11 protein-coding genes and 1 pseudogene are annotated in these 12,251 nt (G+C 69.3%); 8 read left to right on the forward strand and 4 right to left on the reverse strand.

Annotated elements, in window-relative coordinates; all coding sequences use genetic code 11:
* Window positions 1–21 precede the first annotated feature (21 nt).
* Window positions 22–501, reverse strand: coding sequence for a DUF456 domain-containing protein (locus XF36_RS17635; RefSeq protein WP_020627871.1), 480 nt, complete (start codon window positions 499–501; stop codon window positions 22–24).
* Window positions 502–733: 232 nt separating this feature from the next.
* Between XF36_RS17635 and XF36_RS17640 the strand changes: the two genes are divergently transcribed.
* The 6 genes from XF36_RS17640 to XF36_RS17665 all read left to right on the forward strand — a co-directional run bounded on the left by XF36_RS17640 (window position 734) and on the right by XF36_RS17665 (window position 7,443).
* On the forward strand, window positions 734–1,717 hold the full coding sequence (locus tag XF36_RS17640; protein WP_060712827.1) for an ABC transporter permease: 984 nt from the start codon (window positions 734–736) through the stop codon (window positions 1,715–1,717).
* A 1-nt stretch (window position 1,718) separates the two neighbouring features.
* Window positions 1,719–2,675 (forward strand): ABC transporter permease, encoded by a 957-nt coding sequence (locus XF36_RS17645; protein WP_060712828.1) that lies wholly within the window; start codon window positions 1,719–1,721, stop codon window positions 2,673–2,675.
* Window positions 2,672–4,744 carry an ABC transporter ATP-binding protein gene (locus tag XF36_RS17650; protein ID WP_060712829.1) on the forward strand — a complete coding sequence of 691 codons (2,073 nt, stop codon included), beginning with the start codon at window positions 2,672–2,674 and terminating at the stop codon, window positions 4,742–4,744. Before XF36_RS17645 ends, XF36_RS17650 begins: the two co-directional genes overlap by 4 nt.
* Window positions 4,745–4,785: 41 nt before the next feature.
* On the forward strand, window positions 4,786–5,088 hold the full coding sequence (locus tag XF36_RS17655; RefSeq protein WP_145981406.1) for a hypothetical protein: 303 nt from the start codon (window positions 4,786–4,788) through the stop codon (window positions 5,086–5,088).
* A 170-nt stretch (window positions 5,089–5,258) separates the two neighbouring features.
* Window positions 5,259–6,032 carry an HARBI1 family protein gene (locus tag XF36_RS17660; RefSeq protein ID WP_060714786.1) on the forward strand — a complete coding sequence of 258 codons (774 nt, stop codon included), beginning with the start codon at window positions 5,259–5,261 and terminating at the stop codon, window positions 6,030–6,032.
* Window positions 6,033–6,231: 199 nt separating this feature from the next.
* Window positions 6,232–7,443: an IS256 family transposase gene (locus tag XF36_RS17665; RefSeq protein ID WP_238589343.1), complete on the forward strand. Its 1,212-nt coding sequence runs from the start codon at window positions 6,232–6,234 to the stop codon at window positions 7,441–7,443.
* 82 nt (window positions 7,444–7,525) lie between these two features.
* Here XF36_RS17665 and istB read toward each other — a convergent pair whose 3' ends face one another.
* Together istB and istA are read right to left on the reverse strand one after the other, a co-directional pair.
* A complete protein-coding gene (gene istB, locus XF36_RS17670) occupies window positions 7,526–8,377 on the reverse strand; it encodes an IS21-like element helper ATPase IstB (RefSeq protein ID WP_060713594.1) in 852 nt (283 codons plus the stop codon).
* Window positions 8,374–9,633, reverse strand: a complete 1,260-nt coding sequence (gene istA / locus XF36_RS17675; protein WP_145981219.1) for an IS21 family transposase — start codon at window positions 9,631–9,633, stop codon at window positions 8,374–8,376. Before istA ends, istB begins: the two co-directional genes overlap by 4 nt.
* Before the next feature lie 70 nt (window positions 9,634–9,703).
* Here istA and XF36_RS17680 point away from each other — a divergent pair.
* Window positions 9,704–10,177, forward strand: a pseudogene (locus XF36_RS17680) (transposase); the annotation flags it as partial.
* 73 nt (window positions 10,178–10,250) lie between these two features.
* Here XF36_RS17680 and XF36_RS17685 read toward each other — a convergent pair.
* On the reverse strand, window positions 10,251–11,402 hold the full coding sequence (locus tag XF36_RS17685; RefSeq protein ID WP_060710806.1) for an IS30 family transposase: 1,152 nt from the start codon (window positions 11,400–11,402) through the stop codon (window positions 10,251–10,253).
* A gap of 159 nt (window positions 11,403–11,561) precedes the next feature.
* Here XF36_RS17685 and XF36_RS17690 point away from each other — a divergent pair, with 159 nt between their 5' ends.
* Window positions 11,562–12,236, forward strand: a complete 675-nt coding sequence (locus tag XF36_RS17690; RefSeq protein ID WP_060712831.1) for a fasciclin domain-containing protein — start codon at window positions 11,562–11,564, stop codon at window positions 12,234–12,236.
* Window positions 12,237–12,251: the final 15 nt, after the last annotated feature.

Consider the following 12,251-nt stretch of genomic DNA (forward strand, 5'->3'; position numbering starts at 1 on the left):
CCGTGTCCGTACTCACGGGCGTCACCCTACGACGAGGCCGCCGATCCACACCGCGACCGTGACCAGGCCCGCGGCGAGCTCGATCAGGATGCTCCAGCCGACGGCGGTGAGCGCCTCGCGTGCCGATCGCCAGGCAGTGGCGGCGTCGGGCAGGCGCGCCAGCTCGGCCAGCCACACCCCGAGCACGAACCCGAGGAACAGCCCGACGACGGGCACGACGAAGAAGCCGACGACCCCCAGCACGAGCCCCGCGAACAGGGTGCGGGTCGGGACCCCGGCGGCCTTGAGCCGGCGGCCGGGGAGCAGGTACTTCGCGACCTGACCGGCGACCGTGACGAGCACCGCGATGCCGAGCACCCACCAGCCGACCGCGTCACCGCGCGGGACGGCCCAGACCGCCACCCCGCCGACGATCAGCAACGGCCCGGGCAGCACGGGCAGCACGATCCCGGCCAGGCCGACGAGCATCATCAGGCCGGCGACGACGGCGAGGGCGGTCATGGCGCCCAGCCTGCCAGCAGGTCACACGCGTCGAGTGGGCGACATCGCGGTGACGGCCGGCTGTCATCGTCACGAATGGGTAAACGCTGTGATGCTGGCCTATCGATTTCTGGTACTCGCGTGCCAGCCTCGTTGCCATCCGAAACAGTGACACCCGCTCACCGGCGGTCGTCCCACCACCCGTGCGTGCCGGTCACCACCACCACACCGCGGACGAACAGAGAAGAGCAGCGTGCTCCGGTACCTCCTGCGCAGGGGCGCCGGGTGGCTCGCGATGATCGTCGTCGCGACCAACCTGGTCTACTTCCTCGCGAACTCCTTCCTCGACCCCCGGGTCAACTACCTGCAGCTGCGGCCGCCGCGCACGGACGCGGAGATCGCCCGTTCGCTGGGCCAGTACAACCTGGACTCGAACGTCCCGGTCCTGGAGCGCTGGTGGATATGGGTCACCGGGATCGTGACCCGCTGGGACTGGGGCACCAGCCCGATCGGCGACCCGGTGAACGCGCAGGTGGCGTTCCGCGTCGTGGTGTCCGGGCAGCTGGTGTTCTTCTCGCTGTTGCTGTCGATCGTGATCGGGGTGGCGCTCGGGGTCTACTCGGCCCAGCGCCAGTACCGGCTCGGTGACCGCGCCGCCCAGCTGACCTCGGTGTTCACCCTGAACATCCCTTCGGCCGTCGCGGCGCTGGCGGTCGTGTTCGTCGCCATCGCGATCAACCAGGGTGTCGGCGGGACACTGTTCTACGTCGCGGGGTCCGAGTCGCCCGGGGTCACCGGGTTCTGGCCGCTGCTCCTCGACCGGGCCCAGCACCTCGTACTGCCGACGATCTCGCTGCTGATCATCTCCTACGCGGGCTACCACCTGCTGCAGCGCTCGATGCTGCTCGACGTGGTCAACTCCGACTACGTCCGGACCGCACGGGCCAAGGGGCTGACCCGCAGACAGGCCATCCGCCGCCACGGGCTGCGCAGCTCGATGATCCCGGTCGCCACCCAGGTGGCGTTCGCGATCCCGGCGCTGTTCACCGGTGCGGTGATCACCGAGAAGACCTTCGCCTGGCAGGGCATGGGCGACTACTTCATCCGCACCATCTCGACCAACGACATCCACGGCGTCGTCGCCACGGCGGCGTTCGGCGCGGTGACGACGGCGGTCGGCGCCATGCTCGCCGACATCGCGGTCGTCGCCCTCGACCCGAGGGTGCGGGTGGGCTGACATGAGTCTGAACATGCCCGAGCTCGCCCCCACCGTCTCCGACGGTGCCGACGGCGCTCCGGGGCCGGGCGCACCCCGTCGTCGCCGGGGTGCGCGCGCCGCGCTGGTCTGGCGTCGCTACCGGCGCAACCGGCCCGCGATGGCAGGCCTGGTCGTCTTCGGTCTGCTGGTGCTGTTCTCCCTGGTAGGCGGGTTCCTCTCCCCCTACGACCACACCGACGTCGACTTCGCGGCGCTGACCGCGGCGCCGTCGCTGGACCACCCGCTGGGCACCACGGCCGGCGGCAACGACGTCTACGCCCAGGCCGTGCACGGCCTGCAGCGCTCGCTGACCATCGCCGTCACGGTCTCGCTGCTGACCACCCTGATCGCCGCGGTGGTCGGGGCGGGCGCGGCCTACCTGGGCGGCGGCCGGACCTGGGCCCGGCGCGGCGAGCGCGTCCTGCTCACGGTCGTCCACTTCCTGATGGTGGTGCCGTCGTTCCTGATCCTGGCGCTGGCCTCGCAGTGGGGGTCGGGCGACTACCGGATCCTGATCGTCGCCCTGACCCTGCTGGGCTGGATGACCACCGCCCGCGTGGTCTGGACCGTCGCGACGACGCTGCGCGAGCGCGAGTACGTCTCGGCCGCCCGCTTCATGGGGGTGTCCGGGCCGGGGATCGTCTTCCGCCACCTCATCCCGAACATCGGCTCGCTGCTCATCGTCACCTTCACCCTGAACGTGGCGAGCACCGTGCAGAGCGAGACCGCGCTGTCATTCATCGGGTTCGGCGTGCAGATCCCCGACGTCTCGCTGGGCACGATGCTCGCCGACGGCGGCTCCTCGATGGCGACCGCACCGTGGATCTTCATCGTGCCGTCGGTGCTGCTGGTGCTGCTGACCGCGTCGCTCGCGTTCGTCGGCGACGGCCTGCGCGACGCCCTCGACCCGACGTCCCGGGCCGGAGGCAGCGCATGAACGCCCCCGTGCTGTCCGTACGCGACCTGATCGTCGCGTTCCCCTCCGAGGCGGGCCGGGTGGCGGCCGTCCGCGGGGTCGACTTCGACCTGCTGCCCGGGCGCACGCTCGGCATCGTCGGCGAGTCCGGATCCGGCAAGTCGGTGACCTCGCTGGCGGTGATGGGGCTGCTGCCCGAGACGGCGTCGGTGACGGGCTCGATCACTCTGTCCGGCCGCGAGCTGGTCGGGTTGTCCGACGAGGCGATGTCCGGGATCCGCGGCGACGACATCGGGATGATCTTCCAGGACACGCTGTCCTCGCTGACCCCGATCTTCACCGTCGGTGACCAGCTCGTCGAGGCGATGCAGATCCACCGCGACATCGGCCGGGCGAAGGCCCGCGAGCGCGCGGTCGAGCTGCTCGACCTGGTCGGCATCCCCGACCCCCGGCGACGCGTCCGCGCCTTCCCGCACGAGTTCTCCGGCGGCATGCGCCAGCGCGTCATGATCGCGATGGCGATCGCGAACGACCCGGACGTGATCATCGCCGACGAGCCGACGACCGCCCTGGACGTCACCGTGCAGGCGCAGATCCTCGACGTGCTGAAGGTGGCGCGCGACGAGACCGGCGCCGCCGTCGTCATGATCACCCACGACCTGGGCGTGGTCGCCGGGGTCGCCGACGACGTGCTCGTCATGTACGCGGGGCGCCCGGTCGAGACCGCCCCGGTGGACGAGCTGTTCGCCGCGCCGCGGATGCCGTACACGATCGGCCTGCTCGGTGCGGTCCCCCGCGTCGACAGCGTCGAGCGACGCCCGCTGGTCCCGGTGCCGGGCAGCCCACCCGCACCGACCGACCTGCCGACGGGCTGCCCGTTCGCGCCGCGCTGCCCGGTCGCCGTCGACGCCTGCCGCACCGCCGAGCCGCCGCTTCGGCCCGTCCCTGGTCGCGACGGCCACGCCGCCGCCTGCGTGCGGACCGGCGAGATCGTCGACGGTGCGATCGACGGCGAGCTCGTGTTCGCCGTTCCGGACCTCCTCCTCGACGACGACCGCGCCGGCGACCGCGAGGACCGCCCCGCGGTGCTGTCGGTGAGCCACCTGCGCAGGACGTTCCCCCTGATGAAGGGGTCCCTCATGCGACGCCGGGTCGGCACGGTGCACGCCGTCGCCGACGTGAACCTCGACATCCGCCGCGGTGAGACCCTGGGCCTGGTCGGCGAGTCCGGCTGCGGCAAGACCACGACGCTGCTGGAGATCATGAACCTGCTCCCGCCGGAGAGCGGGACGATCGAGATCGCCGGAACCGACGTCGCGACGCTGCGCGGCCGCAGCGACATCGCCGCGCTGCGTCGCGAGATCCAGATCGTGTTCCAGGACCCGATGGGCGCGCTCGACCCGCGCATGACGGTCGGCGACATCCTCACCGAGCCGCTGCGGGCTGCCGGCTGGACCGACCGGGACCGGGTCGCCACCCGGGTCGACGAGCTGATGGCGCTGGTCGGGCTGGATCCGGAGCACGTGGACCGGTTCCCGGCGGCGTTCTCCGGCGGGCAGCGCCAACGCATCGGGATCGCCCGCGCGCTGGCGACGAGGCCGTCGCTGCTGGTGCTCGACGAGCCGGTGTCCGCCCTCGACGTCTCGGTGCAGGCCGGGGTGCTGAACCTGCTCACCGCGTTGCAGCGTGAGCTGGGGCTGAGCTACCTGTTCGTCGCGCACGACCTGTCGGTGGTGCGGCACGTCGCGGACCGGGTCGCGGTCATGTACCTGGGCCGGATCGTGGAGTCCGGCGCGGTCGCCGACGTGTTCGGCAACCCGCAGCATCCCTACACCCAGGCGCTGCTGTCGGCGATCCCGGTGCCGGACCCGCAGGTCGAACGGACCCGGCAGCGGGTTGTGCTCTCCGGGGACCTGCCCAGCCCGACCGACGACGCGCCGGGCTGCGCGTTCCTGGGCCGCTGCCCGCTGGCCCGGACGTTGTCCGAGCAGGAGCGCTCGCGCTGTGCCGGTGAGACCCCCGAGCTCCTGGTCAAGGACGGCGCGAGCGACGCCGACTCCGACCACCGCAACGCCTGCCACTTCCGCTGACCCACCTCTGCCCCGACCGGGGAACCGAACGAAGGAGAGACATGCGCAGACCCATCCGACGCGGGGCGATGACCGCCGCCGTCGCGGCGCTGGCCCTGGTGCTGGCGGGCTGTGGCGGAGGTGGCTCCGGCGGGCCCGCGCAGACGGCCGAGTCGCTGTCGACGACGCCGTCGTACAACGCCCAGCCCTACGAGAACGTCAAGGACGGCGGCCAGGTCACCCTGCCGTTCCGCTCGGACCTGAACCCGCAGTTCAACGTCTTCCAGGGCGACATGACGACCGACACCCGGCTCGCCTGGGGCTTCTACAACCCGCTGGTCATCACATTGAGCCTTTCCCAGTAGTGGGGAGCGGCTGGCGGCGACACGCCGGGGGCGTGGAGGTGCTCAACGAGGGTGCGGGACCCCGGTAGAAGAGGTCGGTCCGCTCAAAGATCGACTCACCACCGAGGTCCCGCGTGCCCGATCCTGTCACCTACACCGCCGTGCTCCCGATCGGGGAGCCCACCGCGTCCATGTTGTCGCGGCTGTTGGCCGAGGAACGCCTCCGGCGCGGGACCCGGCGCGGGCGTCGGGCGCTGGACTGTGACCGCCACGCGGTGCTGGTGCTGCGCTGGTTCCTCGACGCGACCCGGGTCGCCCAGCTCGCCGCCGACAACCAGCTGAGCCTGTCGAGTACCTACCGCTACCTGCACGAAGGCATCGACGTTCTGGCCGCCGCCGCGCCTGGACTGCCCGGCGCGCTGCTCGCGGCCCGCACCGCCGGGCACACCCACGTTCACCTCGACGGCACCGTGATCCACACTGACCGCTCCCGCACTCCCGGACCGACCCCGGGAGTGGATCTGTGGTGGTCGGGTAAGCACCACGTCCACGGCGGGAACGTTCAGGTCCTCACCGCGCCTGACGGGTGGCCGTTGTGGACATCCCCGGTGCGCCCGGGCCGCGAGCACGACACCACCTGCGCCCGCGGCCACCCCGGCCTGCTCGACGCGATCGAGGACTGGACCGACGACACCCACGTCGTGCTCGCCGACCTCGGCTACGACGGTGAGAACACCCGCCTGACCTGCCCGTTCAAGACCCCCACCGGCGGCGGACTGTCGGTGGACAAACGCACCGTCAACACGCTGCACTCCGCCACCCGAGCCCTGGCCGAACGCGGGAACTCCCTGCTCAAGACCACCTTCAAGGCGCTACGCCGGGTCAGCTTCTGCCCCTGGCGGATCGGCGCGATCACCGCCGCCGCGCTCGTTCTCCTCCACGTCGAGCACGACCGAACCACATGATCAACCAGCACCTACTGGGAAAGGCTCACTGTCGCTGTATGCGGGACTGTTTCAAGATCGGTGTTTTCGGCCCGACACGCCGGGCTGAGGTCCGGCGAGATGGGCACGGACAGTGATGACATCGGACCTTGTGGATCCAAGCGAGGGTGACCCGAAGCCTGCTCGGCAGGCGTCGGCGGAGCGGGCCGCTGCGGCGGCGATGGTGGCCGAGGCGAAGGCGCGCGGGCTGGCGTTGACCGGCCCGGACGGCCTGTTGAAGCTCTTTACCAAGAATGTTCTGGAAACGGCGCTGAACGAGGAGATGACCGAGCACCTCGGGCACGACAAGAACCGGGCCGACCCCGGCCGGGAATCCACCAACGTGCGGAACGGGTCCCGCTCGAAGACGGTTCTCTCGGATGCCGCGGGTGACGTGGAGATCGACGTTCCGAGAGACAGGGCCAGCACTTTCGAGCCGCAGATCGTGAAGAAGCGTCAGCGGCGCCTCACAGATGTCGACGAGGTCGTACTGTCGCTGTATGCGAAAGGGATGACGACCGGGGAGGTTTCCGCACATTTCGCTGACATCTATGGGGCGTCAGTATCGAAGGAGACGGTCTCGCGGATCACCGACAAGGTCGTCGCCGAGATGAATGACTGGGTTGGTCGGCCGTTGGATTCGGTGTACGCCGCGGTGTTCATCGACGCTGTCCACGTCAAGGTCCGGGACGGGCAGGTCGCCAACCGGCCGGTCTACGCAGCCATCGGCGTCACCGTGGACGGCTGCAAGGACGTGCTGGGGCTGTGGATGGGCGTCGGCAGTGAGGGCGCGAAGTTCTGGATGAGCGTGCTGGTCGACCTGAAGAACCGCGGCGTGCGTGACGTGCTGTTCCTGGTCTGCGACGGCCTCAAAGGACTCCCGGAGGTCGTGGCCAACGTGTGGCCGCAAACCATTGTCCAAACCTGCGTCGTGCACCTGATCCGAAACACTTTCCGGCTGGTGGGTCGACAGGACTGGGACGCGGTGAAGCGCGACATCAAACCAATCTATGCCGCGCCCAACCCGAATGCAGCACTTATCGCTATGGATGAGCTCGACGAGAAATGGGGCCGTAAGTACGCGGCGATGATCCGGCTATGGCGCAACGCGTGGGAAGAGTTCGTGCCGTTCTTGGACTACGACGTCGAGATTCGAAGGGTGATCTGCTCTACGAATGCGATCGAATCGCTTAACGCCCGCTACCGGCGCGCGGTGCGGGCGCGTGGTCATTTCCCCACTGAGCAGGCTGCGATGAAATGCTTGTATCTTGTGACTCGCAGCCTGGACCCGACCGGGACGGGCCGCACGAGGTGGACGATGCGTTGGAAGCCCGTGATCAACGCGTTCGCCATCACGTTCGGTGACCGCTGGCCGGGAGCCGAGACCTACTGAGCAACGACGCCGAAACACCGATCACGAGACAGGCCCGGGACGGTTCAGATTGGAACTGACCCCCGGCGTGGTGTGGTGATGGTCAGTCGTTGCTGGCGCGGTTGTGTTTGGCCAGGAGCTCGCGTCGGGCGCGGGTGCGGTAGGAGTCCCCGGACAGGGTCAGGACTTCGGCGTGGTGGACGAGGCGGTCGATCATGGCTGCGGCGACGACGTCGTCGGAGAAGGTCTCGCCCCAGCGGCCGAAGGGCAGATTGCTGGTGACCATGACGCTGCCTTGTTCATAGCGGGAAGCGATGAGCTGGAAGAACAGGTTCGCTGCGTCCTGGTCGAACGGGATGTAGCCGACCTCGTCGATGATGATCAGTTTGTAGCGGCGGATCTTCTTCAGCTCGGCCTCGAGCCGGCCGCTCTGGTGCGCGGCGGCGAGTCTGGTGATCCAGTTGCTGGCGGTGTCGAACAGGACCGAGTAGCCGGCGTGGGCGGCTTTGACGCCGAGCCCGATCGCGAGGTGGGTCTTCCCGATCCCGGGCGGGCCGAGCAGGATCACGTTCTCGCACTTGGCGACGAACGTGCTCGTGGCCAGGTGGGCCAGGATGTCGCGGCGCAGCGAGGGCAGATGGTCGAGGTTGAAGTCCTCCAAGGTCTTGACCTGGGGGAAGTGCGCGGTGCGGATCCGCATGACCGTGCCCTTGGACTCGCGGTCGGCGACCTGGCGCTGCAGCAGCGCGCCCAGATACTCCTCGTGCGACCAGTTCTCCTCACGGGCCTGGGCGGCAAGCTGTTCCCAGCTGGCCGCGATGGTCGGGGTCTTCAGGACCCGGGTCAGGTAGGCGATCATCGCCGGCAGTCCGTCGGGGACCGCGGCCAGCACCGGACCGGCCGGCCCCGAGCTCCCAGCGGGGTCGGTGGTGATCTTCGGTGGTGTGGTTGTCATGAGCTGCTCGCTTCCTCGGCAGTGGAGACGAAGTCGACACCGAACAGGGCGTCGTAGTCGGGCAGTGCGCGCAGGGTCACCGGGTGGCCGTCGAGGTGACGGCGTGCTGCGGCCTGTCGGGTGTTGCGGTCGTGGGCCAGGGCGCGGCGCATCGCCGCGGCGGTGTGCTGGTGCGCCGGGTCGGTGATCACCGCGTGGCGGGCCCAGCTGCGGTCGTGACGGGCGACGACCTGGCCGGCGCAGTAGACGACGACCTCGCGCGGTGAGGCGGCGACATCGACGAACCGGCCGATCATCTGCGGATCCACGGAGTAGTCGTTGGCATCGACGCGGACGTAGTAGTCCCGTGCCAGCCGGATCCGCTGGGCCAGCCCGATCGGCGGGTCCAGCGGCGGCAGCGGAGTCATCGCCGCGTAGTCGTGGGCGAGCACGTCCACCGGGCGGCCGCCGATCGCTCGGACGGTGCGGGTGTTGGCCCGGGCCAGCCAGTCGTCGATCTGGTGGTTGAAGTCGGCTGGGGAGGCGAAGCGACGTCCGGGCAGGAACGAGGTCTCGAAGTAGCCGTTGTTGCGTTCGACCAGCCCCTTGAACTCCGGATCCCGCGGTGGGGCAAGCCGGATCCGGGTGGCCAGAGTGCCGGCGAACGCAGCGGCCGGTGCCGAGACCCGCCCGGTCCCGCCGATCGCAGACTCCCGGTCCCAGACCAGCGTGCGGGTCACCCGCCCGACGTCGCTGATCAGCTGCCACATCCCGGACAGGATGTCCCCGGCCTGGCGCGAGGGGATCATCGTCGCGGACAAGAACCGCGAGTAGCCCAGCGTCATCACCAGCACCGGTAGGACCCGTTCCTGGCCTGGGCCGACGGGGATCGTGGTCTCGGGGAACCACAGGTCGCACTGGGTGATCTCGCCCGGTGCGTAGGCGACCCGGTCGACCGGGTCGATCCCGACATACTCGGGGCGGATCTGGCGGATCCGGTCCTTGAGCACGGTCAGCGAGTGCTCCCACCCGATCCGCTCTGCGATCACCGTGGCCGGCATGCGTGGGAACTGCGCCAGCAATGCCCGCACCTGCGGCTCGACCGCATCCGCCAGCGATCCCCGCGGGCCCCGTTCCCGCTTCGGCGGGCCCGGCGCCCGCAACGCGGAGCGCACCGTGTTGCGGGCCACCCCCAGCCGGCGGGCGATCTCCTTGATCGGGACACCCTCGGCCCGATGCAGACGACGGATCTCGGCCCAGTCCTCCACCGACAACACCCCCTCAGCGTCGTGCAGAGGGGGTCAATCCCAAGCCGACGCTAGGGGGTCAGTCTGAGCCCGTCGTCGACAAACCTGCGTCGTGCACCTGATCCGAAACACTTTCCGGCTGGTGGGTCGACAGGACTGGGACGCGGTGAAGCGCGACATCAAACCAATCTATGCCGCGCCCAACCCGAATGCAGCACTTATCGCTATGGATGAGCTCGACGAGAAATGGGGCCGTAAGTACGCGGCGATGATCCGGCTATGGCGCAACGCGTGGGAAGAGTTCGTGCCGTTCTTGGACTACGACGTCGAGATTCGAAGGGTGATCTGCTCTACGAATGCGATCGAATCGCTTAACGCCCGCTACCGGCGCGCGGTGCGGGCGCGTGGTCATTTCCCCACTGAGCAGGCTACGATGAAATGCTTGTATCTTGTGACTCGCAGCCTGGACCCGACCGGGACGGGCCGCACGAGGTGGACGATGCGTTGGAAGCCCGTGATCAACGCGTTCGCCATCACGTTCGGTGACCGCTGGCCGGGAGCCGAGACCTACTGAGCAACGACGCCGAAACACCGATCACGAGACAGGCCCCCGCCGCGGAGAAGAAGGCGCTCTTGGACTCAACCGGTCAGCGCAACAGTGCTCCGAATCTATCAGCCGGGGTGTCGAAATCAAGCGTTTTGCGCGGTCGGGTGTTGAGGCGTTCCGCGACGCGGTCGAGTTGGGCCTGGGTGATGTGGTCGAGCCGGGTGCCCTTCGGGAAGTACTGGCGTAGTAGCCGGTTGGTGTTCTCGTTCGTGCCACGCTGCCAGGGGCTGGCCGGGTCGGCGAAGTAGACGTCCAACCCGGTCCGGGCGGTGACGATGGTGTGGCGGGCCAGTTCCATCCCGCGGTCCCAGGTCAGCGACTTGCGGACGTGTTCGGGCAGTCGGGCCATCTGCCGGGACAGTTGGTGGGCGACGGTGTGCATGTCGCGCCCTCCGAGCGCGACCAGCACGGTGAACCGGGTCGCGCGCTCGACCACGGTCGCGATCTGGGTGGTGCCACGCCCGAGCAGCAGATCACCTTCCCAGTGCCCGGGCACCGCCCGATCAGTCACCTCGGCGGGCCGGTCGTGGATGGAGACCGCGCCGGGGATCTGCGAGCGCCACTGCCCACCGGTGGTGTTGTGCACGTTACGCCGGATCGGACGGCCCGACCGCAGGTGTTTCTGCAGGTCTTTGGCCAGCACACCGCGGGTCTGCACGAACAGCGACTTGTAGATCGTCTCGTGTGACACCCGCATCCCCGATCCCGGAGCGTAGTGCTTGGCCAGGTGCCCGGCGATCTGCTCGGGCGACCAGTCCTCACCAAGTCTGGCAGCGACGAACCCACACAGCAGCGGACGACGGGCGAGCAGACACGTCTTGGGGCGCTGGGCCCGGCGCCAGGCGCGGTCCTCGGCGTCCACAGCACGGTAGGCACGCCGACCCTTGTTGCGGGCGACCTCCCGGCTCACCGTCGAGGCCGGACGACCGAGCCCAGCCGCGATGGCCCGGATCGAACGATACTGGGCCAGACCACGAGAGATCTCCTCCCGCTCGGCCGCGGTCAGCGTCCCCGGTCGGCGACGACGTGATGGCGGCACGTAGCCACCGGTGGACTTGAGCACCGTGAACACCGACCCCGGCGGGCGTCCGATCGCCCGAGCGATGTCACTGATCGACTCCCCACGCCCCCACCGGACCCACAGATCCGCGCGGTCGGCATCGGACATCCCAGGTCGTCCCAGTCGCGCCATCCCACACCCCTATCATGATCAACTACCCGGGTGTTGCGCTGACCGGTTGAGTCCAAGCCGGAAATCTTCCGGAACACCCGAACCGCCCGGACCCGCGACCCGAACAATCAATCGACAGTCCATGAAGGACAGACAGTTTCCTCGAAAGGGAATCCAGCCATGCGCGCTTCTCGCACACTCGCCACCGTCGGTCTGCTCGCCACCCTGTCGCTCGGCCTCACCGCCTGTGGCGGCGGCAGCGACACCGCCGCCCCTCCCGCCGCGGCCCCGGCCACCTCCTCTGCACCGGCGACCACCGCCGCCGCCGACGGCGTCACCACCAACGCCGACGTCTTCGGCCCGGCCTGCAGCCAGCTGCCGCAGGGCGACGAGCCCGGCTCGCTCGACTCGATGGGCCCGCAGCCCGTCGCCACCGCCGCGAGCACCAACCCGCTGCTGACCACCCTGGTCACCGCCGTCGGCAAGGTCCCCGGCCTGGCCGACACCCTGAACCAGCAGGAGGGCATCACCGTCTTCGCCCCGGCGAACGACGCCTTCGCAGCGGTGCAGAAGCAGCTCGGTGAGCAGCAGTTCAACGCCCTGCTGGCCGACACCACCGCCCTGCAGGGGCTGCTCTCCTATCACGTGACCCCCGAGCGTCTGGACGCCGCGGGCATCGTGGGGAAGAAGACCCTGACCGAGCTGGCCGGCGGTGACCTCACCATCGGCGGCACCGCCGAGGCCCCCACCGTCACCGACGGCCAGGGCAACACCGCGAACATCCTCTGCGGCAACATCCCGACCGCGAACGCCACCGTCTTCGTGATCGACAAGGTCCTCATGCCCAAGAGCTGACGACCGCCGCACGAC

The sequence above is a fragment of the Pseudonocardia sp. HH130629-09 genome (assembly GCF_001294645.1).
GTDB lineage: Bacteria > Actinomycetota > Actinomycetes > Mycobacteriales > Pseudonocardiaceae > Pseudonocardia.

Coding starts and splice junctions, on each gene's coding strand:
- XF36_RS17635 (WP_020627871.1), bottom strand. CDS start 501: ATGACCGCCCTCGCCGTCGTCGCCGGCCTGATGATGCTCGTCGGCCTG.
- XF36_RS17645 (WP_060712828.1), top strand. CDS start 1,719: ATGAGTCTGAACATGCCCGAGCTCGCCCCCACCGTCTCCGACGGTGCC.
- XF36_RS17650 (WP_060712829.1), top strand. CDS start 2,672: ATGAACGCCCCCGTGCTGTCCGTACGCGACCTGATCGTCGCGTTCCCC.
- XF36_RS17655 (WP_145981406.1), top strand. CDS start 4,786: ATGCGCAGACCCATCCGACGCGGGGCGATGACCGCCGCCGTCGCGGCG.
- XF36_RS17660 (WP_060714786.1), top strand. CDS start 5,259: ATGTTGTCGCGGCTGTTGGCCGAGGAACGCCTCCGGCGCGGGACCCGG.
- XF36_RS17665 (WP_238589343.1), top strand. CDS start 6,232: ATGGTGGCCGAGGCGAAGGCGCGCGGGCTGGCGTTGACCGGCCCGGAC.
- istB (WP_060713594.1), bottom strand. CDS start 8,377: ATGACAACCACACCACCGAAGATCACCACCGACCCCGCTGGGAGCTCG.
- XF36_RS17685 (WP_060710806.1), bottom strand. CDS start 11,402: ATGGCGCGACTGGGACGACCTGGGATGTCCGATGCCGACCGCGCGGAT.
- XF36_RS17690 (WP_060712831.1), top strand. CDS start 11,562: ATGCGCGCTTCTCGCACACTCGCCACCGTCGGTCTGCTCGCCACCCTG.